The organism is Algoriphagus limi, assembly GCF_024919275.1.
In the GTDB taxonomy this organism is placed as follows: domain Bacteria; phylum Bacteroidota; class Bacteroidia; order Cytophagales; family Cyclobacteriaceae; genus Algoriphagus; species Algoriphagus limi.
In genome coordinates, this window is the sequence record NZ_JANWGH010000001.1 from 1502316 (window position 1) to 1528989 (window position 26674).

Sequence of the window (26674 nt, forward strand, 5' to 3'; positions counted from 1 at the left end):
CATTAGGATTCTTGAGCTTGGATTGCAGTGATAACAACCGTGTTGAAAATATCGATGACAGTACAGCCTCGACTCAAATCGTTGACCGGTTTGTTGAGTCCTTGAAGCATAGGCCCGATTGCGATGGCACCTGTCTCCCGCTGTACGGCTTTGTAGGTATTATTTCCGGTATTCAAATCCGGGAAAATCAAAACGCTGGCCTGACCTGCCACCTCTGAATTTGGAAGCTTTTGCTTTCCAACTACAGGATCTACCGCCGCATCATATTGGATAGGGCCTTCAATTTTCAAATCCGGTCTTCTTGATTTCACCAATTCGGTAGCAGCCCTCACTTTTTCCACTTCCTCACCAGACCCTGAAGAACCAGAGGAATAAGAGAGCATGGCAATTTTAGGTTCAATCCCAAACATCTGAGCTGATTCAGCTGAGGAAATGGCGATATCCGCTAACTGTTCTGTAGTCGGATTTGGAACTACTGCACAATCTCCGAAAACAGAAACCCGATTCGGTAAACACATGAAAAAGACAGAGGAAACAGTATTTACACCTGGCTTGGTTTTGACAAATTGCAAAGCAGGGCGAATGGTATGCTGAGTAGTATGAATAGCACCTGAAACCATCCCATCCGCATCTCCTTTATAAACCATCATGGTGCCAAAATAGGACACATCATGCATCAAATCACGAGCAGTTGCCAAAGAAAGTCCTTTGTTTTTTCGAAGTTCATAAAGTGTCATCGCATAATCCTCAAAGCTTGGGGATATTGCTGGATCCTCGATATTCACCTTATCCAAATCCATGGATAGGTTGAGCTTGGAGATATTGCTTCGAATTTCATCCCGATCACCTAAAATGGTCAATTCTACAATTTCTTGTCGAAGCAACATATCAGCAGCTTTCAGAATCCGCTCGTCATTTCCTTCAGGTAGAACGATGTGCTTTTTATGACTCTTAGCTCTTCGAACAATCTGATACTGAAACATTCGAGGAGTTAAAATAGTCGAATTGAAGGAAGTGATCCGTTCTGAAAGGGCTTTTTCATCCACATGTGAATCAAACAATCGAATAGCCAACGCAATCTTATCCTTATCATTGGGAGCAATTCGAGCCCGAATTTGATTTACATTAGTTACAACCATGAAAGTCCCATCCTCGACTTGAAGAACTGGCACCACCGTCTCCAATCCTTCAATCAACTTTACAATGGTTGATTCCGGATACATACCACCTGATACAATCACCCCTGCTACTTTTCCAAAATTCCGGGAAATATTTGCCTGAAGCGAACCTACCAAAATATCTCCCCGGTCTCCCGGTGTTACCACCAAGGTATTTTGATCCAAGCGATCCAAAAAATTATGCAACTGCATAGCCCCCACGATAGAATGATCTACGCGATTGGTTAGAAACTCTTTTCCAAATAGCAACTTCGCTCCCAAAGACTCCATGATTTCTCCCATGGTTGGATTGCTCAATTGCTGATGGGAAGGAATAACATTCACAAGTATACTTTCAGGAAGCACATAGCGAAGTCTCCTTTTCACCTCATCTAATTTGCTGGGTTGAACCTTATTGGCGATCAAAGTCAAAACCTGCACTCCCCTGCTCAAATAGCTATTGGCACTAGCCAAAGCCAAATCCACAATTTCTGAAGTGGAACGATCTGCTCCATTTAGGATAATTGCTGCTGGAATCCCCAAGTTTTTGGCAACGGTGATATTCCCATCAAACTCCACATTTGTGTTGACATCCGTAAAGTCAGTGCCCTCCACAACCACAAAATCTGCATTGTCCTTCAGGATATTAAACTTCTCAATGATACTATCTATCAGGTAAGCCTCATTCCGATTATTGATCTCCTTGATTGCATTTTTACGAGTAAAGGCATACATCTCCTCGTAGCTTTGCGTAAGATTAAACTGCTTGGAAATTAACTCCAACCTCCGATCCCGGGATTTTTTACTTCCTGAAATGATAGGTTTGAAATAAGCTAATCGCTCCGCCTTACTGGCCAGCATATTCATAAGCCCTAAGGCAAAGATGGATTTCCCGGAAAACGGCTCTGTGGTAGTTAAATAGATTGCACTAGTCATAGTATGAAAATAAAAATTCGATTTTTATCGAAGACAAAATTGGACAGGGTATCCCTAAAAATACCTGACAAAGATCAGTTCGCAAGGGGATTTTTTGAATGAAGAGTTGAGAATGAGGAATGATGAATTGAGATTTACTAATTACGATTTACGATGTGCGAACCCTCCAAGGGATTGGTATTCCTGTAATTTGAGTAATTTTTAAAATTCTTCATCAGAAAAAGAAAAACCCTTGGAGGGTTTCATATTTTATGAAAAAATGATGAATGATGAATGTCGAATAATGAATAATGAAGTAGGATTTACGATGTTGGATGGACGAAGCTTGAGAAAAGAGAAAATATCTAAAAAGCTCTGAAAGAGCGACATCATAATAACCCGGGGTTTTAACCTCGGGACAAAAGAAAAATACCTCAACAGCGCTGGGCCTCATTACATGGTAGAAACACGAATATCTCGTCCCAGCAAGATGGCCATCTTCCGATAGGTAGAGAAACCAGGAATGAATAATTAATTAAGAATTAGTGTGATAAGTTGATGTTTTTGAAAAAGGGAATAATATCGAATGATGAATGTAGAATGTCGAATGATGATGTGGAATCCCCTACCTCCAATTTTGCCACTTTACAACTTTTACACTTTACAACATTCCAACTTTGCCACCTTAACGCCTTCCAACCTTACCACTATACAACCCTTTCAACTCAACCCTCCCGCAACCAAAAATCCTATATAAGTCCCCAAAGCATTTCCCAAGCTTCCTACCAAGACCCCGGGAATTAGCAAATCAGGCCGGTTAAGACTTTCCGCTGCAGCAATGGCGGTAGTATTTCCTCCCACATTGGCCTGTGAAGCCACAGCTATCACATCCCAATCCATCTTCAATAGGGAACCGATTCCAAACACAAACAAGCCATGAATCAAAACCAGTAAACCTACAAAAAGCATCAGCGTTCCTGCCAGTTCTTCCACCCCTGAAAGTGCTCCAATATCGCAGAGCGTCCCTATCACAGCGAGGAAAAGGATAATCATAAAAAATCCCAAGGTATGTTTTCCCTGCAATTGCTGAACGGATGGGAATTGGGCCAAAATCAAGGCTAGTGTCGTCAAGGTGATAATCTCAGGAATAGCAGGAAAATAAACCTGAACCACCTTACTGATAATCATAGCCATCAAACCCAAAGCAAAAATCGAAGCCAAGGAAGACATGGAGATGGCCTCCACCTGAGGAATTTTTTCACCTGATTCAGCAGACTTTAATTTCTTTCTTGGGAAAAGCTTTTGCAGGTATTTGGGCAAGATCAAGGTGGCAATAATCCAAGGCGTACCAATCAAATTATCCACCACGGTCGTGGCTGCGAAAAGGGCTCCTTGTTCATTCACTCCATAACTCAAAGCAACTGCATTGAAATTAATGCTTCCACCAATGTAAGTTCCCGTGTACATCCCGGCCACTGCTCCTGCCAATTCTCCTATCGCAGCTTCAGGTTTTACTAAAAACCAGGACACCATCACTCCCACAACTGTACCCACGGTACCTATGGCAAACATGAGTAAAAGTGGAATCCCTGCATTTTTCAAACTTTTCAAATCCACCTCCAAAAGAGCAATAAATATCCCCAATGGAGCCACATATTGAAAAACCCCATCATAAACAGGGCTACCTTCCATGGCAGAGGGAATTAAACCTACATTGGCAAAAACAGCACAGATCAAAATGGCCCAAATGGGGGTTCCCACAGTCCTTCCCCATGAAAATCGGGTCAGCCAAATGGCAAAATAAACCCCTAGGCAAAGAACGGCAGCGATGAAAATGGGATCTTGTTGGAAACTCATAATGGAAAAATAGAGAATACTGGCTTTTATACTAAACCAGCTATCAAATTATTTAGGAAATGCTAAATCCATTGAATTTTCAACTTAGATTAGTTAAATTTTGATATTCAACTCTTTAATTATGAAAAAATTTTTAACCGCCCTAGGCGCTGGCTTCATTCTTTTTGCTTGTAGTCCCAGTGCCGCTCCTCCTGTTTTGACAGAAATATCCACTCCGGGTTATCATCATGGCCGGGTGGTTTGGTACAATCTCGCATCCCCTAATCCTGAAGTCTCGAAAAATTTCTACGAGGAGGTTTTCGGATGGACTACCATTCCTTATGGAGATAAAAACCGGGAAATTTGGGTTTTCAAAAACGGAGATCAACCTGTAGGCTTAATGGCTAGGTATAACAGCGACAACAATTCCGGAGAATGGATCGGCTCAATCTCAACAGCAGACGTAGACGCTTCCGCTTCAGAAGCAAAATCTTTAGGAGCAAAAATTCTCAATAAACCCGTTGCAGTAGAAAATCAGGGAACAGTCGCCTTTATTCAAGATCCTCAGGGAGCGAATTTTTCACTGATCAATTTGGCGAAGGGTGATCCCGAGCCAAAACTCGCCCAACATAATTCCTTTTTGGGAATGGAACTTTGGTCCAATGACACTCAATCTTCTCATGATTTTTATACTGAAATCGCAGGCTATGAAACAGAGATGCGAAAGGAAGGCACCATCGATTACACCGTTTTCAAAATGGGTGATATGAATTGTGCCGGAATGCTGGCCAACCCTGCTGAAAATGTTCGATCTCACTGGCTTCCATACATCCGGGTTGCTGATGTACAGCAGAGTTTGGCAAAGGCAAAAGCAAGTGGTGCTACCGTTTTACTCGAACCAAATGCAGGTATCCGAAATGGGTCTGTGGCTATTATCCTTGACCCAACCGGTGCTCCTTTAGCCCTTCAAGTTTACAATCCTTAATTCGATCATCATGAAAAAGAAAATCATCACATTTATAGCAATCATCGGCATTTCCATGATTTTACCAGCCTGCTCCAATATGCATATGACTGGAGGAGTTGGATTAAACTTTAGCGGTGGTCCCTATGGCATGCGCGTCACTCCTTCTGTGAATGTCGGCATGTATGGAGGTGGGTATAGATGGTAAAATCAACTTCAGATTTCAAGTTTAAATAACAATAGTGAGCATTACTCTCTTAATAAGGAAAAATAATGCTCACACTTTTTATTGGGTATTTATTCAGTTGGACAACTTAAAAACCCTAACTATCCAAGAAACAATTATCGAATTACATTAAATATTTTACTATGAATTCAAAATCAACCTCTCGGCTTCTAATGGCATTGGTCGCATGTTTTTTTCATCTCCAAGCCATAGCCCAAGAAAAACCAAACATCCTAATTATTTTCCCTGATGATGTAGGATGGAGCAATGTAAGCGCCTATGGTCACGGATTGATGGGCTATACCACTCCAAATATTGACCGAATAGCAAAAGAAGGAATCATGTTTACCGAACATTATGCCCAACCTTCTTGCACTGCAGGTCGAGCTGCCTTAATTACTGGACAGTATCCTATTCGTAGCGGGATGACCACAGTAGGAAGACCCGGTGCCGAACTGGGTTTGAAAAAGGAATCTCCAACCCTAGCTGAAGTTCTAAAAGAACAAGGCTATGCCACGGGACAATTTGGTAAAAATCACTTGGGTGATCGAAACGAGCATCTCCCAACTGTCCATGGCTTTGATGAGTTTTTCGGAAATCTTTACCATCTAAATACTCAGGAAGAATATCAGCAAGTTGATTACCCAGAAGACCCTGAGTTCTTTAAAAAATATGGAACACGAGGTGTACTTCATACTTGGGCTACAGATGAAGATGATCCAACCGTAGATCCTCGATTTGGAAGAGTTGGAAAACAGCGAATTGAAGACACGGGCCAACTTTCAAAAGAAAGAATGGAAACCGTAGATGAAGAGTTTATAGAAGCTTCCTTTGATTTTATGAAAAGGGCTCAGGAGAATGATAAGCCTTTCTTCGTCTGGCTGAACCCAAGTAGGATGCATATGTTTACCCATCTCAAACCAGAAAACAGATACCTAGCAGCTCCTTATACCACAGAGCATGATTTTTATGGAAGTGGTATGATGGAACATGACATGCAGGTAGGAATGATTCTGGAAGAACTTGAGAAAATGGGTGTTCTTGAAAATACCATCGTTATCTATTCTACCGATAATGGCCCTGAACATAGTGCCCGAACACATGGTGGAACCACTCCATTTAGAGGCGAAAAAATGACAACCTACGAGGGCGGTGTTCGAGTACCTATGATGGTCATGTGGAAAGGTCACATCCCTGAAGGCAAAGTACTTAGAGGAATTCAATCTCACATGGATATCTTCACCACCCTCGCGGCTGCAGCAGGAGTACCGGATGTGGTAGAAAAAATGAAAAAAGAGCGCAAACAGTATATCGATGGAGTCAACAACCTGGATTACTGGCTAGGCAAAAGTGATGAAAGTGAGCGCAATAACTTTATTTACTATCACGAATCGGGTATTCGTGCAGTAAGGATTAATCAGTGGAAATTACACTTTGAAACAAGTGAAAATTACTACGCACCTTACCAGAAACAGAAGTTTCCGATTATGTATAATATCCACTTTGATCCCTACGAGAGTTTTGATAACATCACTGATCGGTCAGATATTATTCAAAGAAAACAATTTATCAACGAGCCAATTCAGGAGCTACTCGGTGAGCACATTCAATCCCTTGTAGATTACCCTCCCGTACAAAAAGCCGCTACCTATGACTTCTCAGAATTGATGAAGCAGCTACAAGAGGGTAAACAATAAAATAAAATCCTATACTTTAATTACAATTCCACCCCAAATAGTCTTGGGGAGGAATTGTAAATTTTAAAAACTCAAAGTGAAAATTGATTTGCTCTATGAATTTTTTTTAGAAACAGGCGCAATACCGAAGCAGGTTAGGAATTCAATTGGAAGGAAGAGATTAACAAAAATTCCCAAAAAGAGGACACAATTAAATATAATTAACCTTGGATGTTATTTCTTGTTATTTTCAAAAAATAACCTACCCAAAAATTAAAGGGCTAAAGTTTAATTCGACTGTATAATGTGCTATTTTCCAAAAAAAATTTGGAATAATGTTTTTTTAAATGAAAAAATTAAAGCTTCTAACATTTTTGCTAAGCATGATTCAATCGGTATGCTTATCTCAGGAATCAAAAATGGATTCATTAAAAAGGCTTATAAATGAAGCAAAAGATGATACCACCAAAGTCATACAACTCAATCAAATCGCAAAGGAGTATAGATTTCGTGATCTTGACAGTTCTTTCATTTTAAGTACCCAAGCCCTTCAACTTGCTCAAGCCAAAAATTGGAAAAAAGGGATGGCAGATGCGATTTTGATCCGAGCATCCCTAAAATTATTTATGGGAGAACTTGACACAGCCTTGGCCTGGAGCCAGAAATCACTGGCATTGTTCGAAATCGATGACAATAAAAGCGGGCAAGCAGAGGCACTGAATGTAATATCCTTTGTTTATGAAGACCGGGGAAATTTTGAAAGTTCATTAGAAACACAATTAAGTGCCCTCAAACTTGCGGAAGAACTTAGCGATAAGAGTATGATCGCAAAGCATGAAAACAATATTGGTAATATTTATAATAAAATAGGAGATTATCCAAAAGCACTTGAATATTACCTTAAAGCTTTGAAAAAAAAGGAGGATTTGGGTGATACAAGGGGTATTGCTATTAATAGAGGAAATATTGGCCTCCTATATAGTTACTTGGGAGAGGACGAAAAAGCATTGGCCTTTTATTTTGAAAGTTTAAAATCTTACGAGAACCTGCAAGACAAAGGAGGAATAGCTACTACGCTGGGTAATATTGGAAATACTTACTCTGCAATTGGAGATCATTCCAAAAGTCTCGAATATTCTTTAAAGGCATTAAATATTACTGAAGAGCTAGGTGTAAAAAGAGAAGTTATTCGAATCGTTGGCAATATTGGCGACCACTATTTTGGTCAAAAAAACTACCCTGAAGCCCTTAAGAATTTCTCCAGAGCATCTGAAATGGCTGAAGAACTAGGTGATAAATATGCATTAGCGATTTGGATAGGAAGTTCTGGATTTGTTTACATGGAGACCGGAAATTTTAAAGCGGCCGAAGAATCATTTCAAAAATCAGTTCAAATTGCAGAAAGTGTTGGCGCGAAAGATATTTTGAGAAGAATGGAAGAAGGACTTTCTAACCTTTATGAGGTTACGGGCAGGCACAACCTAGCCTTGATTCACTATAAAAAGGCTATACAATTGAAGGACTCACTATTTAATCAGGAAAAAGCAAAAGAATTTACAAGAAGGGCTTTGACCTATGAATTTGAAAAAAAAGAAGCACTTCAAAAAGCAGATCAAGAAAGAAAAGACGCCCTTGCACAAGAAGAGCTACAACGACAGAAACTAATTCAATCGGCTTCTACCCTTGGCTTTTCAATTGTACTGGTTTTTGCATCAGTTTTTTTCATTCAAAGAAATAAAATCAAAAAAAACAAAAAGCTTAGTGATGAATTATTACTCAATATTCTTCCCTCAGAAGTAGCTGAAGAACTAAAAATCAAAGGAAGTTCTGATGCTCGTTTTTTTGATGAGGTGACGATAATGTTTACTGACTTTAAAAATTTCACACAGGTAGCAGAAAAGTTATCGCCAATGGAACTTGTAAATGAAATAGATCGATGCTTCAAGGCATTTGATGATATTATTGGCAAGTATAATGTAGAAAAAATAAAAACTATTGGAGATAGCTATATGTGTGCTGGAGGTTTGCCTGTAGCAAATAATACTCATGCTGAGGATGTTATCAAGGCTGCTTTGGAGATACAAAAAACTATTTCAGAAAAGTTTAATAAAAATTCAGAAAAAGGCACAAACCTACTCGAAATGAGAATTGGTATTCACACCGGGCCTGTTGTTGCTGGTATCGTTGGTACTAAGAAATTTTCATACGATATCTGGGGTGATGCAGTTAATATAGCATCTAGGATGGAAAGTGCTGGAGAGCCAGGAAAAGTGAATATAAGTGGTAGAACATATGAATTAATAAAAGATAAATTCATATGTTTTTATCGCGGAAAAATACGAGCAAAAAACAAAGGGGAAATAGAAATGTATTTTGTTGAAAGTGCTTGAATTTAATTTATAGTATTAAAAAAGAGATAAAAACTTTTCATATGAAATAATCCCCCCCCCAATTAGCCTAGTTTTTTACTATGCTTTTTATTCTCATAGGTTAGTAATTCTTCCATACTGTTTCATATTTCCTTTTCCATTAAACAAATATTCCCCGACTGTACAAAAAGCCGCTACCTATGACTTCTCAGAATTGATGAAACAGCTACAAGAGGGTAAACAATAAAAACCTTCATTATTGGAGGCTATCTCAAAGTCCCCTTTTTGTCAGACTGAGCGAAGTCGAAGTCTCTTGTTGATCAAATGGCATCGATTCGACACCGCTCAACATGACAAAGGACAAATATGAGACAGCCTCTTTTTTTTATGGACTATTTGGTTTCCCTTAGAGGTAGCCTTCTCAGCAGGACTTTTAGGGTTCTTTAACCTCGGTCAAATAAGGCTCAGGAAACAATGCATCTCTGGACCCGTTACCATATACCATCACATAAAATCCTGAAAATGAAAAAACTACTTTTATTATTCTCGCTATCCCTCCTGACATCTTATGGAGTTTTTGCCCAAACTGATTTTGAACTAGACACATCTCAAAGCATGCTCATGACCGGTAAGGGCCCCGGTCAAGACGCTACCATCAATCCTTTTGAAGGAGAAGATTGCTATGCCGTGGTTAAAAACACCGGAAAAAGAGAGTTTTATATTCGTGTTCAAAAGGAAGGAAAAATCATTGAAGAGCTTACCATTTTGAAAAAGGAAGTCAAAAAGGTAAAGCTCCTGAAAGGCTACGAATTGTACTTGGATCCAAATCGGGATGGCAAGGCAAAAGCCAGAGTGAGTTATGAAAAAATAGAGGAATAAATTGTCAATTTGATTTCGGGTGTAGTATTCTGCTACACCCTTTTTTAGCTTTAATCCATTTTTCAGCCTGCTTTTCAAGCAATTAAAAAGGCAAAACATCGAATATAGGGCAAATGACGTATTTAGATTTTTTCATGGAGTAAATAGATTTACCGAATACTTAGTGCCTAAATAATACTAACGACATGAAAAATCTATTAACCCTCATTACACTAATGGCCATGAGCTTTTCCCTACAAGCTCAAGACAATGCCACCTCGAGAGGAGGACTTTCCTTCGCGAGTTTTAATGACTTCAACCCAAAAAAGGATATCCAGTTTGCTTATGATAAACCGATCAAAAATTCCACCAAGGCCGGCTTGGTAAAGGGATCCATACACTTCAAGGACATTACTAGTGGAGCAGTACTCCTTGGTAAAGGTCAGGGAAGAGAAACCGTAACGGCATGGGCAGTACTTGAAGGAGTCAGTGATCAGACGCGTCAGGAAATCGCGGATGAATTTGCTGCTAGTTTTCAGGAAAAACTAGCTTCCATCGGCGGTTTGGAGCTGACTGAAAGCGCTGCTTTCAAATCAACTCCTACCTATGCCAAAAACTCTGAAAAAGCCAGCAAAACAGAAGATAATGGAAAACTGATCGGTCAAGTGAAAGTAAAAACTGCCGACGGAATGGCTTACAATCGCTTTGATTTTGTATTCACACCTGGACCATACAGCAAGATCGCCAAAGAAAGCGGTAGTGATGTGTACTCTTACGACATTATTGTGGATTTTGCCCGATTCGACATAGAAGCAACCAGATGGAAAACCGATGGCTATGGTCCTGGCTATGACTTTATCAATACCAAGACAAGTTCCAATGTCATGCCGCAGATTTCTATCAAACAAACCAATTCTGCCGATAGAACCAAGCTAGTGAATACCAATTTCACCCTGATTAATGAGAAAAAGCAAATGGCGAATATCCTTTTGCTGAAAAACCTCTTCTACAATGAAAACTACGCGACGGAAATCGATGCCTATAATGGAGCTTTTCCGGAGGAGATCAATAAAGGTATTTCTATCAATACCAGAAATACCGGAACCTTTGTCATCAAGGCCGATGAAGCCAAATACAAAGAAGTGGTACTAAAAGCCCTCAATGCCTACGCTGATTTAATCATAGAGCAGATCAAAGCGGTGAGATAAGTTTTTCAAAACATCTTCCAAGCCCCGTCAATGATTTGTCGGGGCTTTTTTATGTTTTAAAAAATTCAGATATCAAAAGCTAAATCCTTGTTGAGTTGAGTATCCAGCTATTAGGGATTTGTAATCCCGAATCCTACATAAGGCTACATTTCCATCTTGCTGGCACTAATTCAACATTTCCAAACACAATAAGGTGCGCCAGCGCTGGAGATATTACCGATCATTATACCCCGGGTTAAAACCCGGGGCTATGGATATTTCGCTCCTACGGAGCTTTTTAAGATTAGACCACTCCTAAATTAATTTAGCCAACGTGTGCGGTGGGCTGACGCAGCAGCTGGGTGCGCGTAAGCTATGTGGGCTGAAGCTTGGCTGCGTCTTGACTTTTTGATTCTTTTTTGTCAAGAAAAAAGAATGAAGAAATCGTTTCCATCTTGCTGGCTCTAATTTCCCATCTCCAAACAAAAAATCCTGCGCCAGCGCTGGTTTATTAGGCGCCTTTTATCCAGGGGTTGAAACCCCTGGCAATTAACATATCGCTCTTACGGAGCTTTTGGTGTTCGCTAGCTCTGCCACCGTTCATGCCTGCATTTGACACAGGCAGGTCTCCACAAACGGATTTCAAAAAAGTAATTGATAAGTGGTGAGTGAAGACACTCACCTCGGCAAGAGAGATAAGATCACCCAGAAAATAATGTCTAAGCTATTCAGGATTTGCAATCCTGAATCCCATAATTGGAAATCTGCACCGATAACTATTTACATTTTACTTCTTACCCTCCCAATTCCGTATCAACGAAACTTTCCTTAAGCAAAAATTCCCCAAACCAATTATATTCGAAGCAAGTTAGTTGAGTATGGAACAGTTTATCTCCTATTTTGAAGATTTACCCGCCCTCTATAAGTTGATTTGGGTGGTGGCTTGTTTGGGCTTGGTTTGGACCTTGGAATTAGTTATCCCCCTAGTTCGGCATCAATACAATAAAATCAAGCATGACGGAATCAATCTGGTATTCCTTAGCATGTCCATGGTGATTAATGTGCTGGTTGGCGTGGCTACCGTGGGTGTTTTTTATTGGATCAGCACCTCCAAGGTAGGTTTGCTTCAGTGGGTAGAACTCCCCTTTTGGGCAGAGCTCCTAATCGCCGTGATGGCCCTTGACTTTTTTGCGCAGTATGTGGCGCATTACCTTTTACATCGGGTTCGATGGATGTGGAAATTCCACTTGGTTCACCACAGTGACACGAAGGTGGATGCTACCACAGGTACTAGACACCATCCCGGGGATTATTTCATCCGAGAGCTCTTCTCTATTGGGACTGTGATTATTTTCGGGATTCCGGTGGCCTTTTATGTCTTTTACCGAATCTGCACGGTATTCTTTACCTATGTGACTCACGCGAATATTGAATTGCCAAAGTGGATTGATAAGCCATTGAGCTTGGTCTTTATCACGCCTAATGTGCACAAGTTCCACCATCACTATGAGCGTCCTTGGACCGATACGAATTTTGGGAATATCTTCTCCATTTGGGACAGACTCTTTGGTACCTTCGTCTATGATGACACAAAGAAAATCCAATACGGAGTTGACGTCACCGACCCTTCAAAAGATGAGGACCTACGCTATCAGTTGGGTCTTCCCTTGAATAAAAACATAAAAACAGATTAATTAACTTAACACAACTCTCTATCAAACTCCTCGGGAAAAATCTCGGGGAGTTTTTTTAGGACTTTTTGGTAAAAAATGATTTGATCGCTTCAGTAATCTTCTCCACTTCCTCCTCTTTTAGCCAAGGATTCAAAGGCAAGGAAAGTCCTTGATTGGCAAGAGTCCGAGCATTCGAAAAATCTCCCTCCATATAATACGGCTCCATATCAGGAATGATCTGCGGATAATGAATGGCTGTTCCTATTCCATGTTCTGCCAAAAACTCCCTGAGCTCATTTCTCTTGTCAGATTTCACCACAAAAAGATGAGCATTGTGATTGGATTCCATCAGGCCTTGAGGCAATTCCGAGCCTTCTATGTCCGACAATTCCTCCAAATAAATCTTGGCCAAGGATTTCCGTTTCTGCTGTTGCTTTTCAAAATCCTCCAGCATCACGGTAAGAAAAGCAGCCTGAAGTGTATCGATTCGGCTATTCCGTCCTACGAGCATATGCTCATCGCGCTTAGGTTGCCCATGATTGCTAAGGAGGCGGATTTTTTCAGCTAACCTCTCATCTTGAGTCAGGCACATGCCCGCTTCTCCTAGGGCACCTAGATTTTTGGTGGGATAAAAACTCAGGCAACCCACGGAACCCCAAATTCCGGCAGCTTTTCCATCCTGAAAAGCTCCAAAAGCTTGGGCAGCATCTTCGATGACTGAAATCCCTTTGATTCGGGCTACTTCAGCCAAAGCATTCATATCCACCATCCTTCCATACAAATGAACAGGGATCACGGCATTAGTTTTTGGGGTAATCGCCTCCACCCAATCCGATCGAAGGAGTCCATTTACATCTGTATCCCAGAATATAGGTTTGGCTCCCACCATTCGAACAGCCTCAGCCGTACTTACCCAGGTCAAAGCCGGTACAATCACCTCATCCCCTTCTCCAATCTCCAAAGCCCGAAGGGCCAGTTCCAAGGCATCGGTTCCATTGGCACAGGGGATGGCATAAAGAGAATTGAGTTTTTGTTGGATAGTCTTCTCCAAAATCTGAACCTCCTCTCCACCGGAGAAAATGCCTTTTTCCAAGACTTGGGAAAACTTCATTCGAAGTCTTTCCTGAAGATCTGAATCCATGCGACTGAGATCAAGAAATGGAATCTGCATCGAGAATCTGGGCTAAGTGTTCACAAATCGCTTTTCTTGAAAATTGGGAAATTTGAGCGGAAGGCTGATTGAATGCTTCTTTATTTACCCATTTTCGCAATACTGCTCGAATTTGATCTCCATCTCCATAAGAGAGCACCTGCCCTGCTCCACTTTCCTTAAGAATTTGAGCAGAGTCTCCATTCGGATCTCCCAATGCCAATACAGGAACACCGGTTGACATGTATTCGAATAGCTTGCCCGGAATATTTCCCTGAGCGTTTTTGGTATCCGTCAAAATCAGAAGAAGTAAATCTGCTTTTGCATAAAAGCCAAAAACCTCCTGATGGGTGACATATCCAGGAAAATCAACTGCTTTGGAAAGCCAGGTATCCTTTGCCACAAAATCCCTTACCTGCTCACTTACCTTCCCTACAAAAGTCAGGAGGATATTATTGCTGGATTTTTCGAATTCGGCTTTTAAGGCTTCCAAAAATGGAATGGGATTACGTATCGAGTCGATTACTCCCGTGTAAACGATATGAAATTCCTCTGCAGATCTTTTCTTGGCCTGAAACCCTTCAGGAATATCATCCGGATCAAAACCATTGGTGATTAGGTCTATTTTCCGATTTCCAATTTTGGATAAATCCCGTTGGAAGGTAGGAGAAATCGTCATGACTCGATCGGCCTTTTCCAAGACCTCCTGTTCCAATCGCTGATGCTTCTTTCGAACAGAAGAAGTCATAGGCAGTGTATCTAAAAACTCCCATTCCGACCAAGGGTCACGGAAATCTGCAATCCAATAAATTCCGGTTTTCTCCTTCAGTGCTTTCCCAATCAAATGCATGGAATGAGGTGGCCCTGTAGTAATAATGGCATCAAACTGACTGGATTTCAACAGGTCTAATAGAAATTTCACAGAAGGTTTCACCCAAAAGACACGGGGATCGGGAACCATAAAATTAGCTCGAATCCAGACCGCAGCCTTTTCCAAAAGGCTCATTTCCTTTTGCTCCAAAATGCGGGCAGGATGGGTTTTCTTTTTTCCTCTCAATTTCCCCAACACCCCATAAGGCTCCCAAATGGGAAATTTGATCACCTCTAAATCAGGGCTTATCTCCTTCTCCAAGGAAGGGTCTTGAATATCGAAATCAGGGTTTTCGGGAGTAAAAATCACGGGTTCCCAACCGAATTCAGGAAGATACTTGGCAAACTTCAGCCAGCGCTGCACACCAGAACCTCCACTCGGCGGCCAATAATAGGTAATAATCAAAACCCGTTTTTTCATTCTTGTACAAAGTACTAGTTAGCGGGCAGAAAGTGCAAATGGGGGATTTAAAAATTGAAAGATTGGTTGATAGTGGTAAAGTTGGAAAGCTATAGGTGATTCTTCAATATTCATCATTCTGCGTTCGACATTCATTATTTCTTCTCAAATCAGGAAACCCTCCAAGTGTTTTTATTTTTCTGATGACGATTTATAAAAATTCTGCCAATTAAAGGAATACCAATCCATTGGAGTGTTCTTAAACCATCCATCGTAAATCGTAAATAAAAAAGGGAAAGTCTCCTTTCCCCTTTTCGTACTTCGTATCTCTAATTTCGTTTTTCCCTTATTCTCCTTGAGCAAGTGAGTAGCCTCTCTGTCCGTCGAAGGTATAAAGATGCTCAGTCTTGATAAAGTCAAAGCCCAAGTCCTGGATTTGCTTCAATAGATCCAAAACGTGATCGTGTGAAATAACTTTTTGATCAGCAGTCTTGAATCGGCATCTCCAGTGATCAGTACAGAAAGTTTCTTTCAAACCTTCTGGGAATACTTTCACCCCTCGGTTGGTGATCAGGTGTAATTGCAATCCATCTGCATTGGCTTTTCGCAAGCGCTCACCAATGATATTTGGATTTCTTCCGTCCTCATCCCAGTCAATAAACACGTCCACTCCAACCAATTCTTTTTTCTGCTTAGCTTTTGGCTTCAGTTTAATGTTCATTGGCTCGGTAGCATCTTCTCCGAATACCGCTGGAGTCATTTTCTCAGGCCTCTGTCCCAATCGCTCTATTACCGCGTCAGCAAATTCCTTGGTAGAAGCTTTCTTAGAAGAAAGTCCTTCTTGATAAATATCTCCGGTATGGATTCCATCCTCCAAAGTTTTCATCCAAGCGTTGGAGATTTTCTCTGCTACCTCTGGCTGTCCGATGTGAACCAACATCATGATGGCTCCATTCAACAATCCAGATGGATTGGCGATACCTATTCCAGCGATATCTGGTGCAGAACCGTGAATCGCTTCGAACATAGCTACTTCTTCACCAACGTTAGCAGAACCTCCAAGTCCTACAGAACCAGTCACCTGAGCAGCTACGTCAGAAATGATATCACCATAAAGGTTAAGAGTAACGACTACGTCGAATGTTTCTGGTCGGTCAGCGATCAACGCAGTACCGATATCGATGATTTTGTGATCCGCTTGAATCTCTGGGTATTCCTTCGCGATCTCATCAAATTTCTTATGGAAAAGACCATCAGCCAACTTCATGATATTGTCCTTGGTCATACAGGTCACCTTCTTTCTGCCATATTTCTTAGCATACTCAAAAGCATAGCGGATGATTTTTTCAGAACCTGGCTCAGAGATCAATTTCAAAGTCTGATAAACTTCCTGAGTTTGTCTGTGCTCGATTCCTGCATACAAGTCCTCCTCATTTTCCCTAATGATCACCATGTCGGTTTTTGGGAAATTGGTTTTCACGAACGGAGAGAAAGCCTTACAAGGTCTTACGTTTGCATAAAGACCGAAAGATTTTCTGGTTGTTACATTTAGGGACTTAAAACCTCCTCCCTGAGGAGTGGTGATAGGAGACTTCAAAAAGACTTTGGTTTCACGTAGAGAATCGATCGCCTTTGGCTCCATTCCAGAGGAAATTCCTTTGAGATAAACCTTTTCGCCGATCTCAATTACATCATATTCTAATTGCGCACCAGCAGCATCCAGAATGCGAAGCGTGGCTTCCATGATTTCAGGACCGATTCCATCCCCGTAGGCTACGGTAATCTTTCTTTTTGAAGACATATATTTTGAGGTTTAGTTTAAAATTTGATGCTGCAAAAGTAAGGAAAAAATACTGGACAGAGGCCCGAAAATCATTAAATTGAACTAATGGATGTCATTAGAATTTGTTTGAATCCCAAGAATGAAATTGTATTTTTCAAAGTATGAATTTGGGATTGAATGCCCTAGACGTATATTTGTTTCGAACAGAAATTAATTCCTATGGACAGTTTTCTAAATATTCTGACTGAACAAAAAGAAGGAGTACTCTACCTTACTATCAACCGGGAAGACAAAATGAACGCTTTGAATTTCGCCACATTGGAGGAATTGAGGGAGATTTTTGACCGGGTGATGGAAGATAGAGCCATCAAAGCTGTGATCATCACTGGAGCTGGTGAAAAGGCTTTTGTGGCTGGTGCAGATATCCGGGAAATTGCCGAATTGAACGAGGTGAATGCCCGAAAATTTGCTGAAAATGGTCAGGAGATTTTTTCTGTGATTGAAAACTGTCAAAAGCCGGTTATCGCCGTCACCAATGGATTTACCCTTGGAGGAGGTTGTGAATTGGCGATGGCTTGTCATATGAGAGTGGCCACTTCCAACGCAAAATTTGGACAGCCGGAAGTAAACCTTGGAATTATTCCGGGCTATGGAGGTACACAGCGTTTGACCATATTAGTAGGACGAGGAAAAGCCAATGAACTCATGATGACAGGAGATATGATCGGCGCGGAAGAAGCTTTGAGCTTGGGATTAGTTAATCACGTCCTCCCTACCAAAGCAGAAGCAATGGCTAAGGCTGAGGAAATCATCCATAAAATCATGTCTAAGGCGCCTTTGGCTATTGGAATGATCGTAGATTGTGTGAATGCAGTCTATCTTTCTGAAGAAAACGGCTACCAAACCGAAGCAAATAGCTTTGCACGTTGTGTGAAATCCGGAGATTACAAAGAAGGAACTTCAGCGTTTTTGGAAAAGCGCAAACCGATTTTCAAGGGAGAATAAAGGGGTTCCCATTCCATGAGCAACCTCAAAAAACTTGCCGGCCAAACTGCCATTTATGGGCTCAGTAGTATCCTTGGCCGGTCTATCAACTTTTTACTGATTATTGTTTACACGGCCTACCTCAGCAAAAATGCTTTGGGAGCCTTTACGGGTATATATGCCCTGATTGGATTTTTGAATATCATATTTACCTATGGCATGGAAACCAGCTTTTTCCGCTTTGCCACGGGTAAAAACCTTTCTCCTCAGCGAGTTTACAATAATACCCAAAGCCTGCTAATAACTTCCAGTCTTCTCTTGGGTTCGGGTACTTTCCTGCTCGCACCTCTTTTGGCGGAATGGATGAATTATCCCGGACAGGAATATTTATTCCGTTGGGTAGCGCTGATTTTGACATTCGATGCGATTTTGGCAATTCCATTCGCTAAACTTCGATTGGAAAATAAGGCGGTAACTTTCGCAATAGCCAAGCTCACCAATATCACCTTGAATGTTGGCTTCAACCTGATTCTGATCATCGGTTTCCCGGTTTGGATTGAAAATGGAGTAATTCCCGAAGGCTTTTTAGGTTATCGATTGGATTGGGGAGTTGAATACATCCTTCTCGCCAACTTACTGGCTAATGGTCTTATTATTCCCTTGGTTTGGTGGAAAGCAGGTTTCATTTCATTCAAGCTAGAAAAAAGCATTCTCCAACCCATGTGGCGCTATTCCCTTCCCCTGCTTTTTATGGGATTGGCGGGAGTGACCAACGAACTCATTTCCCGACTCTTGTTTGAATACGTGCTTCCTGAAGGATTTTATCCGGGATTAGATAGTCGGGCAGCTGCAGGGGTTTTTGGAGCAAACTTTAAGTTAGCAATCTTGATGAACTTGGTGATCCAGGCTTTTAAATATGCAGCTGAGCCTTTCTTCTTCAGGGAATCAGAGAATAAAAATTCACCCCAACTTTATGCCAGAGTGATGCATGCTTTTATTATTTTCTGTGCATTTCTAATGATTGCCATTTCGGTTAATCTGAATTGGCTGGGACCACTATTCCTTCGAAGTGAGGGATATGCAGATGGACTTTATATCGTTCCGGTTTTGTTGATGGGCTATCTTTTGTTGGGGGTTTATTTTAATCTGTCCATTTGGTTTAAGATCACCGATAAAACTCAATACAGCTTTTGGATCACCTTAATTGGAGCAATCGTAAGTATTGCGGTTGTCATTTTCCTGGTGCCGGTTTATGGTTACATGGGAGCAGCACTGAGTACACTTGCCTGCTATTTGGTAATGTCCGTTGTCTGCTTCCATTTTGGACAGCGATTTTATCCCATTCCCTATCAAACAGGAAAAGACATCTTCTACCTTTTGGTTGCTTTTGGGCTGAGCTATTTGGGATTTTATTGGAATCCCGAAAATGAGATTTTGGGACTTTTCCTGAAAAACGCAGTACTGATTCCTTTTGTAGCTTTATTTTTCCTGATGGAGAAAAAAGAAATCCAAGATTATCTTTCTAAAAAGCGTTAAATGCTGGGATGATTTGCCCAGCAAAGCTGTTCTTTTGCAAAACAATTCCTTTTGAGAAAAGGCATTATGTTTGTGATTCAATCCTATAGAGTGAGAATAAACGTGACTTTAAAAAATATATTCCTCAGCCTCCTGATTCTGACCCTAGGAATCCTGACCGAGGCGAATGGACAAACCAAACTTTCGAAAAAGCAGCGAAAAATTCAGGCAAAGGAAGCACTGGCAGATCGGAATTTTATTGAAGGATCTAAGCAGCTGACTTTGGGGGATTACCAAAAGGCTTATGGTTACCTCCAAAATGCTTTGGAACTTAAGCCAGACGAACCTGCCATTCACTACAAATTGGGTGAATTGTTTGCCCGAATTAATGAGCCTGAAAAAGCACTTCCTTATGCCGAAAAGGCAGTGGCTTTGGAGCCCGATAACAAGTATTATGCATTGCTGGTAGCAGAAATTTACAACAAGCTCAAACAGCCTTTGAAAGCTGCAGAAATCCTTGATCAACTCACAGCTGATGGAGAACATAATCAGCAATACAATCTGGATTTGGCTTCCATTTATTTACAAGCAGGGGAGTTTGATAAAGCCTTGGTGGTGCTCAACCGAGCAGAGGCTTATTTCGGAATTTTAGAACCGATCACTCAGCAAAAGCAACGAATCTATCTTCGCAAAAATCAATTGGATGAAGCGATCCGCGAAGGGGAAAAACTTATAGAGAATAGACCTGGGAATCCGAACTATGTTCAAGGCTTGGTTGAAATCTTGTACAATAACAACCGGATTGATCAAGCAATCGAGTTAGTCAATCGGGAAATTGAAAAATATCCTAATCAACCAGAACTTCAACTAGCAGCCTATACTTTACTGAAATCCAAGGGAGAACAAGAAGAATCAAAAGTTTTTCTTTATCGGGCTTTTGCCAGTCCAGACCTAGATCCCGAATCAAAAGCCAGAGCCTTTGCGGGGATTCTAGAGGAAATCAAAACACCTGAAAGGGAGCAATTATTGGACTCTCTTAGCACGCTAATGTTGCAGGATGAAGTAGAAAATGCCGCTATCTATGAAGTGCTTGGCGACAGGGATGCAAAGGAAAATAAGCAGGAAGAAAGTGTAGACTGGTACAAAAAATCCATTCAACTCAATCCTAAAAATCCACGGATTTTAGAGCAGGTAATTTTGAACTCTTTTGGTGAAGGAGCAAATCTGGAAGAGCTGGAAAACTTTACTACGATTGGTGTCGATGAATTTCCTGAAAGCCCTGAGTTTTGGTTTTATGACGGAGTCGTCAAATCAGCCCTAAAGAAAGACAGTTCAGCAGTGAATTCATTAAATGAAGCCATAAACTTGAACAAGAGTCAAAACAGACAATTGGATCAAGTTGCCTTCGGTTCATTGGGGAGTTCACTCTATAATTTAGGAGAGAAAGATTCAGCATTTTACTACTTCGAAAAGGCCTTGGAACTCAACCCAAATGATGAGCAGGTTTTGAATAATTACGCCTATTTCCTTTCCCTTGAAAAGCGTGATTTGGAGAAGGCAAAACAGATGGCTGAAAAAGTAGTGCGAAGATTTCCAGAGAATGGCACTTTTTTGGATACATACGCTTGGGTTCTTTTTCAATTGGGAGAATATCAGGAAGCTTATCAGAATATGGAGAGGGCTTTGCAATACGAATCTGAACCCAGTGGTACCCTTTTGGAGCATTTCGGAGACATTTTGTACCACATTGGCCGAAAATCCGAAGCGGTAAGCTATTGGGAAAAAGCCGCTGAAAGTTCCGAAGCATCAGAAAAATTGCCTTTGAAGATAAGAGACAAAAAATACTATGAATAAATTTTTGGCTTACTTCCTCTTGTTGGGTGGTCTGATTTTTTTGAATGCCTGTGCAAAAAAGACTATTCCCTACAGTTCCAATTCCAGAATGGAGGGATTCAATCCTAGCTATCCTCAATACCAATATTTGACAGCAAGGGCGAAGGTGGTCATCGAAGAAGGATCTGGAAAAATCACTAGAGGAACCTTAAATCTACGCTCGAAAAAAGACTCAGTCCTTTGGTTTTCCATCTCCCCCGGTTTGGGGATGGAAGCAGTAAGAGGATTGATTACACAGGAAAAAATTCAAATCAAGGATAGAATCGGAAATGAGGATGTGAATTTGACTTTTGAAGAGTTTAAAAACTATTATGGCTTGGACCTTTCTTTGGACCTATTTCAAAATATCCTGTGGGCCAACCCTCCTTTTGTTTTTGATTACAGCGACCGCTTGGTCAAGGTGAAGTCAAGTTATGAGTTAACCCAAGTTCGGAATCAGGTTCGATACTTTAGTAAGATCGGTACAGAAAACGCCAAAGTAAATGAACTAGCAAGTAATTCATTGGATGATAGAGGTAGTTTATTGGCAAGTTTTGCGGATTATCAGGATGTTGAAGGCCAGCCTTTCCCTTCTGAAACCTTATACCAGTTTGTTTACCAACTTGGAAAAGAGAAACAAAACACCATTGTTCATTTAGATTGGACAGGAATCACATTACAGTCTGAATCATTAAATTTCCCCTTTAGGTTTTGAGAGTAACTAGATCAAAAAAGCTACTTGTATTTATTTTTCTCCTAGGCAGCTTTTGGAGTTACGATGCTTTTGCTCAAATCAGCAAAACCAGAGAAGAACTTGAGCGGCAAAAAGCGGAAATTCAGGCTAAATTGAAGGAATTTGACGCAATCCTTCGCCAAACAACCGCCACCAAAAAAGAATCCATCGGATCCTTAAATGCTGTCACCAGGCAGTTCCAAGCCCAAACCCGACTAGTCAATACCTTGGACCGAGAAGTAAAAGTTCTTGATACAGAAATCCGGGAAACTGAAAACAAAATCAACCAACTTGAAAAAGACCTGAAAGAGCTTAAGGCAGAGTACAGTAGGATGATTTACAACACTTCGAAATTGAATCGAAATCTATCCATTGTAGCCTTTGTTTTCAGTTCGGTCAATTTCAATCAACTCTACATGCGGTTAAAATACTTAAAGCAGTATACAGACAGTAGAAAGCAACAAGCCGAGCAAATCGAAAAAGTCACCGCACAATTGGCAGAGGAGCGAGTACAATTGGATGCAAGAAAAGCGGATAAGGTTCAAATTCTAGCAGAAGCTCAGGAAGAACGTAAAAAACTGGAAGCCCTTCGAAGAGAGCAGCAGGTGATCGTCAATTCATTGACAAAAAAAGAACGAACGATCAAAAGTCAAATCACAGCCACCAAAAAGCAACAGCAGCAGTTGGAGGCAATGATTCGGGCTGCAATTGAAGAAGAAATTCGATTGGCAGAAGCGGCAGCTGCAAAAGCCAACAGTACCGCTACTAAAAGACCGGATAGCAGCATGCCGATGACGCCCGAGGTTGCGGCTCTTTCAAGTTCTTTCGCAGGAAATCGAGGGAGATTACCTTGGCCGGTAGAAACTGGATTTATCACCCAAACTTACGGAGACCATCCCCACCCTACCCTTCGAGGGATTACCGTACCGAGTGATGGGATAAATATTCGGACTCAGCCCAACTCAACCGTACGTACTGTCTTTGATGGGGTAGTTGCAAAAGTAGCCTCTATGCCCGGCTATGGAGAGACTGTGCTGATTAAGCATGGAGAGTATTATACCTTATATAGTAAGCTATCCTCCACTTCTGTAAAAACTGGGCAAACTGTCAAAGCAAAAGACGTAATTGGTAAAGTTGCTACCAATTCAGACGGTGAAGCAGAAATTCATTTTCAAACCTGGAAAGGCCTTCAAAAAATGGATCCTGCCTCATGGATTTCGTCCAGATAGGTCAAAATTTCGTATATTCGTAAAAATATTCACAGAGTCATGAAGCTCCTTTGTCCTTGCCAATGACAATACTATCTTTGTGACCTCATTTACCCTAAATTAATTACACTATGGCTACATTGGGTTTTCTTCAAAATATGGGCGGTGGCTCGATCATTCTGATCATCTTGGTCATCCTCCTGTTGTTTGGTGCTAAAAGAATTCCGGAATTGGCTCGAGGCTTAGGCCGAGGCATCCGTGAGTTTAAAGATGCTACCAAAGACATTCAAAACGATCTCGAAGAGGGACTGAAAGACAAGAAAAAATAATCCCTAAAGCCTCTAAGCTTTGGAAAAATTTAACTCATTCGAGGAAATTCAAAAATCCCTCGAAAACAGAGAAACTGATTGTCAATCAATCGTTCGTTTCTATCTCTCCAATATTCAAACGAAGGCGCACTTAAACGCCTTCGTTGAAGTTTATGGACCATCCGCTCTTTCGCGAGCTGCATGGGTGGATGAAAAATTAGCTTCAGGAAAGGCCGGTAAACTTGCAGGCATGGTCATCGGAATCAAAGATGTACTTTGTTATGCCGGTCACGAATCCAACGCCTCCTCAAAAATTCTTCAGGGCTATGAAGCCCAATTCACCACCACTGCCATCCAACGCCTTATCGACGAAGATGCAATCATCATCGGCCGATTGAATTGTGATGAATTTGGAATGGGAAGTTCCAACGAGAACTCTGCCCATGGAAAAGTATTAAATGCTTTGGATGAATCGCGTGTCCCGGGAGGTTCATCGGGAGGTTCTGCCGTAGCAGTCCAAGCCAATCTTTGCACAGTAGCTTTAGGAACAGATACAGGCGGTTCTGTCAGACAACCGGCAGCATTTACAGGAGTCATAGGTTCAAAACCAACCTATTCGCGAGTTTCCCGATGGGGATTAATAGCTTATGCTTCTTCTTTTGATACCATCGGGGTTTTTTCCAGAACAATTTGGGACAATGCTTTGGTGATGGAAATCATGGCCGGTCATGATGAATTTGACAGCACATCTTCCAGAAAGCCGGTACTTCCCTACAGCCAACTTTTGCATTTTGAAAAAAGAGCGAAAGTCGCTTTTCTCAAAGAATCAATCGAATCTCCTATCCTACAGCCTGAAATCAAGGCGAATACCTTGTCTGTTTTGGGCAAGCTTAAGGAAGAAGGACATATCGTCGAGGAAGTAGAATTTCCTTTACTCGAATACATTCTCCCTACTTATTATATTCTTACCACTGCTGAAGCCAGTAGCAACTTGTCAAGATTTGATGGAGTAAAGTATGGCTACCGAAGTCCAAATGCCCACAACCTGGAATCCATGTACAAGAAAACTAGAAGTGAGGGATTTGGAGATGAAGTAAAAAGACGAATTATGCTGGGAACATTCGTCTTAAGCGCAAGTTATTATGATGCCTACTTCACAAAGGCTCAGAAGGTTAGAAGACTCATCAAAGATTTCACTGAAAATCTTTTGAATGATTTTGATTATATTATCATGCCAACTACGCCATCTACAGCGTTTAAGTTTGGAGAGCATAGTGAAGATCCGGTAGCCATGTATTTAGAGGATTTATTTACCGTACAGGCTTCCGTATCTGGAGTTCCAGCGATTTCCATTCCGAATGGGGAGGATAAAGAAGGAATGCCGATTGGCCTACAGGTAATGGCCAATTCCTTCAAGGAGGCTGAACTCTATGCTTTCAGCAATTATTTAGTAAACCTTATTTCAAAATAAAAGACCAATGAAAACAGCTTTGAGAAGAAAATTCCTATTCGTTTTTGTAGCGAGCAGCCTCTTTTTTTCCAAAGCCTTTTCACAGGAGACCCAATTGGTTGCTCCCGAGCTTTTTTCAGAAGATGAGGTGCAGCCCAATTACCATTATGAATACATCCCCGACTTTACTTATGATCAGGTAAGAGAGCGGGTTGAAAAAATGGACACTGAAATGTCCTTCGAATTGAATGATCGTATTTTTTCATTCATCCAATACTTTACCGTTCGAAATAGAGACTACACCAAAATGATCCTTGCGAGAAAGGATCTGTTTTTCCCATTATTCGAAAGCACTCTCGAAGAGCATGAAATGCCAGATGACATCAAGTATTTGGCGATTATCGAATCCGGATTAGATCCTCAGATTCGGTCAAGAGTCGGTGCTATGGGCTTGTGGCAATTTATGCCAGCAACGGGTAGAATGTACGGAATGAACGTGAATTGGGATGTGGATGACCGCATGGATCCTGAACAATCCACTGAGGCTGCCGCCAAATACCTAAAATCACTTTACCGCATGTTTGGAGATTGGGAACTGGCTTTGGCTGCTTACAATTGCGGACCAGGTAATGTGCGAAAAGCAATTCGAAGATCAGGAGGAAAAAAGAAATTCTGGGAGATCTATAATTACCTTCCAAGAGAAACGAGAGGATATGTCCCTCAATTCCAAGCCATGATGTACATTCTCCATCATTTGGACGAGCATAATCTTCACATGGAAGACCCGACCTATCGATTTGCAACTGAAAAAATCCGATTCGACCGGGCTTTATCTTTTGAAAAACTTTCTGAGCTAACCAACCTCTGCATCAGCGACCTGGAAAAATTAAATCCTTCCGTAAAGCGGAGAAAAATTCCAGAGACCAACAAAACAATGGCCTTGAATATCCCGAAAGGCAAGGTTGATTTCATCAATGAGAATCTTGCTTGGATTACAGATTCTTTAGGGAATGCTCCCCTACCGCTAACTGCAAGCAATAAGTTGATTCTTCGAGATGAATCAGAAATTGAAAAAGAAATCCAGCGGAACACCATCACCTACCGGGTACAAAGCGGAGATAACTTGGGGAAAATCGCCCAAAATCATCGGGTAACCGTTTCTCAATTGAAAGAATGGAATAGCTTGAGTTCAAATTTGATTCGAGTTGGACAGCGCCTCACCATTCATGCTCCAATAGGGAGTACATCAAATAGAACCATAGCCCAAGTACAAACCAATTCCAACGGACAAAAAACCTACATCGTCCAGCCAGGTGATTCACTTTGGATTATTTCCAGAAGATTTGAGGGATTGACCGTTGACCAATTGAAGCGACTGAACAATCTCAACTCTACTCAAATCAAACCGGGACAAAGACTCATCATCGGATAATTGGTATTCGTTTCCCCCTGCTTCGAGCCGAATTCTGTTAATTTTTTTTAACAAAACCCAAAAGTCCTTACAGGAATGAATTTTCCTTCCTGTAAAGTATTTATTTTA

20 protein-coding genes are annotated in these 26674 nt (G+C 41.1%); 15 read left to right on the plus strand and 5 right to left on the minus strand.

From position 1 onward, the window contains the following. Window positions 1–2 precede the first annotated feature (2 nt). Both pta and NY014_RS06555 read right to left on the minus strand, forming a co-directional pair. Entirely contained in the window at window positions 3–2093 is a 2091-nt protein-coding gene (gene pta, locus NY014_RS06550) for a phosphate acetyltransferase (protein WP_259413757.1), read from the minus strand. A 699-nt stretch (window positions 2094–2792) separates the two neighbouring features. Beyond that, window positions 2793–3929 (minus strand): DUF819 family protein, encoded by a 1137-nt coding sequence (locus NY014_RS06555; RefSeq protein ID WP_259413758.1) that lies wholly within the window; start codon window positions 3927–3929, stop codon window positions 2793–2795. A 121-nt stretch (window positions 3930–4050) separates the two neighbouring features. On the opposite strand from NY014_RS06555, the gene NY014_RS06560 reads away from it, so the two are divergent. From NY014_RS06560 to NY014_RS06590, 7 genes are all read left to right on the plus strand, one after another. Next, the gene (locus tag NY014_RS06560) at window positions 4051–4893 is read left to right on the plus strand and encodes a VOC family protein (protein ID WP_259413759.1); all 843 of its coding nucleotides are present in this window, start codon (window positions 4051–4053) and stop codon (window positions 4891–4893) included. Between the two features lie 10 nt (window positions 4894–4903). After that, window positions 4904–5080 carry a hypothetical protein gene (locus tag NY014_RS06565; protein ID WP_161971792.1) on the plus strand — a complete coding sequence of 59 codons (177 nt, stop codon included), beginning with the start codon at window positions 4904–4906 and terminating at the stop codon, window positions 5078–5080. Between the two features lie 161 nt (window positions 5081–5241). Then, the gene (locus NY014_RS06570) at window positions 5242–6795 is read left to right on the plus strand and encodes an arylsulfatase (protein ID WP_259413761.1); all 1554 of its coding nucleotides are present in this window, start codon (window positions 5242–5244) and stop codon (window positions 6793–6795) included. Between the two features lie 326 nt (window positions 6796–7121). Next, entirely contained in the window at window positions 7122–9164 is a 2043-nt protein-coding gene (locus NY014_RS06575; protein WP_259413762.1) for an adenylate/guanylate cyclase domain-containing protein, read from the plus strand. Window positions 9165–9665: 501 nt separating this feature from the next. After that, on the plus strand, window positions 9666–10022 hold the full coding sequence (locus NY014_RS06580; protein WP_259413763.1) for a hypothetical protein: 357 nt from the start codon (window positions 9666–9668) through the stop codon (window positions 10020–10022). 185 nt (window positions 10023–10207) lie between these two features. Beyond that, window positions 10208–11209 carry a hypothetical protein gene (locus NY014_RS06585; protein ID WP_259413764.1) on the plus strand — a complete coding sequence of 334 codons (1002 nt, stop codon included), beginning with the start codon at window positions 10208–10210 and terminating at the stop codon, window positions 11207–11209. 857 nt (window positions 11210–12066) lie between these two features. Then, window positions 12067–12882 (plus strand): sterol desaturase family protein, encoded by an 816-nt coding sequence (locus NY014_RS06590; RefSeq protein WP_259413765.1) that lies wholly within the window; start codon window positions 12067–12069, stop codon window positions 12880–12882. 55 nt (window positions 12883–12937) lie between these two features. Here NY014_RS06590 and NY014_RS06595 read toward each other — a convergent pair whose 3' ends face one another. The 3 genes from NY014_RS06595 to NY014_RS06605 all read right to left on the minus strand — a co-directional run bounded on the left by NY014_RS06595 (window position 12938) and on the right by NY014_RS06605 (window position 17082). Beyond that, window positions 12938–14032: a DegT/DnrJ/EryC1/StrS family aminotransferase gene (locus NY014_RS06595; protein WP_259413766.1), complete on the minus strand. Its 1095-nt coding sequence runs from the start codon at window positions 14030–14032 to the stop codon at window positions 12938–12940. Beyond that, entirely contained in the window at window positions 14013–15302 is a 1290-nt protein-coding gene (locus tag NY014_RS06600; RefSeq protein WP_259413767.1) for a glycosyltransferase family 4 protein, read from the minus strand. Before NY014_RS06600 ends, NY014_RS06595 begins: the two co-directional genes overlap by 20 nt. 325 nt (window positions 15303–15627) lie before the next feature. After that, a complete protein-coding gene (locus NY014_RS06605) occupies window positions 15628–17082 on the minus strand; it encodes an NADP-dependent isocitrate dehydrogenase (protein WP_259413768.1) in 1455 nt (484 codons plus the stop codon). Window positions 17083–17283: 201 nt separating this feature from the next. Between NY014_RS06605 and NY014_RS06610 the strand changes: the two genes are divergently transcribed. The 8 genes from NY014_RS06610 to NY014_RS06645 all read left to right on the plus strand — a co-directional run bounded on the left by NY014_RS06610 (window position 17284) and on the right by NY014_RS06645 (window position 26566). Further along, window positions 17284–18069 carry an enoyl-CoA hydratase/isomerase family protein gene (locus NY014_RS06610; RefSeq protein WP_259413769.1) on the plus strand — a complete coding sequence of 262 codons (786 nt, stop codon included), beginning with the start codon at window positions 17284–17286 and terminating at the stop codon, window positions 18067–18069. Between the two features lie 15 nt (window positions 18070–18084). Next, a complete protein-coding gene (locus NY014_RS06615; protein WP_259413770.1) occupies window positions 18085–19584 on the plus strand; it encodes a lipopolysaccharide biosynthesis protein in 1500 nt (499 codons plus the stop codon). Window positions 19585–19635: 51 nt separating this feature from the next. Next, entirely contained in the window at window positions 19636–21417 is a 1782-nt protein-coding gene (locus NY014_RS06620) for a tetratricopeptide repeat protein (protein WP_259413771.1), read from the plus strand. After that, window positions 21410–22150, plus strand: coding sequence for a lipoprotein insertase outer membrane protein LolB1 (gene lolB1, locus NY014_RS06625; RefSeq protein ID WP_259413772.1), 741 nt, complete (start codon window positions 21410–21412; stop codon window positions 22148–22150). Before NY014_RS06620 ends, lolB1 begins: the two co-directional genes overlap by 8 nt. After that, window positions 22147–23397, plus strand: a complete 1251-nt coding sequence (locus NY014_RS06630) for a murein hydrolase activator EnvC family protein (protein ID WP_259413773.1) — start codon at window positions 22147–22149, stop codon at window positions 23395–23397. The genes lolB1 and NY014_RS06630 overlap by 4 nt, the downstream gene beginning before the upstream one ends. A 110-nt stretch (window positions 23398–23507) precedes the next feature. Next, on the plus strand, window positions 23508–23705 hold the full coding sequence (gene tatA, locus NY014_RS06635) for a twin-arginine translocase TatA/TatE family subunit (RefSeq protein ID WP_135073659.1): 198 nt from the start codon (window positions 23508–23510) through the stop codon (window positions 23703–23705). Between the two features lie 19 nt (window positions 23706–23724). Continuing rightward, window positions 23725–25155 (plus strand): Asp-tRNA(Asn)/Glu-tRNA(Gln) amidotransferase subunit GatA, encoded by a 1431-nt coding sequence (gatA, locus tag NY014_RS06640; protein ID WP_259413775.1) that lies wholly within the window; start codon window positions 23725–23727, stop codon window positions 25153–25155. A gap of 7 nt (window positions 25156–25162) precedes the next feature. After that, window positions 25163–26566 carry a lytic transglycosylase domain-containing protein gene (locus NY014_RS06645; protein WP_259413776.1) on the plus strand — a complete coding sequence of 468 codons (1404 nt, stop codon included), beginning with the start codon at window positions 25163–25165 and terminating at the stop codon, window positions 26564–26566. The last annotated feature ends 108 nt before the right edge of the window (window positions 26567–26674 follow it).

Excerpts from the sequence above, each read along its gene's own strand:
- pta (WP_259413757.1), bottom strand. The coding sequence starts at position 2,093 with ATGACTAGTGCAATCTATTTAACTACCACAGAGCCGTTTTCCGGGAAA.
- NY014_RS06555 (WP_259413758.1), bottom strand. The coding sequence starts at position 3,929 with ATGAGTTTCCAACAAGATCCCATTTTCATCGCTGCCGTTCTTTGCCTA.
- NY014_RS06560 (WP_259413759.1), top strand. The coding sequence starts at position 4,051 with ATGAAAAAATTTTTAACCGCCCTAGGCGCTGGCTTCATTCTTTTTGCT.
- NY014_RS06565 (WP_161971792.1), top strand. The coding sequence starts at position 4,904 with ATGAAAAAGAAAATCATCACATTTATAGCAATCATCGGCATTTCCATG.
- NY014_RS06570 (WP_259413761.1), top strand. The coding sequence starts at position 5,242 with ATGAATTCAAAATCAACCTCTCGGCTTCTAATGGCATTGGTCGCATGT.
- NY014_RS06575 (WP_259413762.1), top strand. The coding sequence starts at position 7,122 with ATGAAAAAATTAAAGCTTCTAACATTTTTGCTAAGCATGATTCAATCG.
- NY014_RS06580 (WP_259413763.1), top strand. The coding sequence starts at position 9,666 with ATGAAAAAACTACTTTTATTATTCTCGCTATCCCTCCTGACATCTTAT.
- NY014_RS06585 (WP_259413764.1), top strand. The coding sequence starts at position 10,208 with ATGAAAAATCTATTAACCCTCATTACACTAATGGCCATGAGCTTTTCC.
- NY014_RS06590 (WP_259413765.1), top strand. The coding sequence starts at position 12,067 with ATGGAACAGTTTATCTCCTATTTTGAAGATTTACCCGCCCTCTATAAG.
- NY014_RS06595 (WP_259413766.1), bottom strand. The coding sequence starts at position 14,032 with ATGCAGATTCCATTTCTTGATCTCAGTCGCATGGATTCAGATCTTCAG.
- NY014_RS06600 (WP_259413767.1), bottom strand. The coding sequence starts at position 15,302 with ATGAAAAAACGGGTTTTGATTATTACCTATTATTGGCCGCCGAGTGGA.
- NY014_RS06605 (WP_259413768.1), bottom strand. The coding sequence starts at position 17,082 with ATGTCTTCAAAAAGAAAGATTACCGTAGCCTACGGGGATGGAATCGGT.
- NY014_RS06610 (WP_259413769.1), top strand. The coding sequence starts at position 17,284 with ATGGACAGTTTTCTAAATATTCTGACTGAACAAAAAGAAGGAGTACTC.
- NY014_RS06615 (WP_259413770.1), top strand. The coding sequence starts at position 18,085 with ATGAGCAACCTCAAAAAACTTGCCGGCCAAACTGCCATTTATGGGCTC.
- lolB1 (WP_259413772.1), top strand. The coding sequence starts at position 21,410 with ATGAATAAATTTTTGGCTTACTTCCTCTTGTTGGGTGGTCTGATTTTT.
- tatA (WP_135073659.1), top strand. The coding sequence starts at position 23,508 with ATGGCTACATTGGGTTTTCTTCAAAATATGGGCGGTGGCTCGATCATT.
- NY014_RS06645 (WP_259413776.1), top strand. The coding sequence starts at position 25,163 with ATGAAAACAGCTTTGAGAAGAAAATTCCTATTCGTTTTTGTAGCGAGC.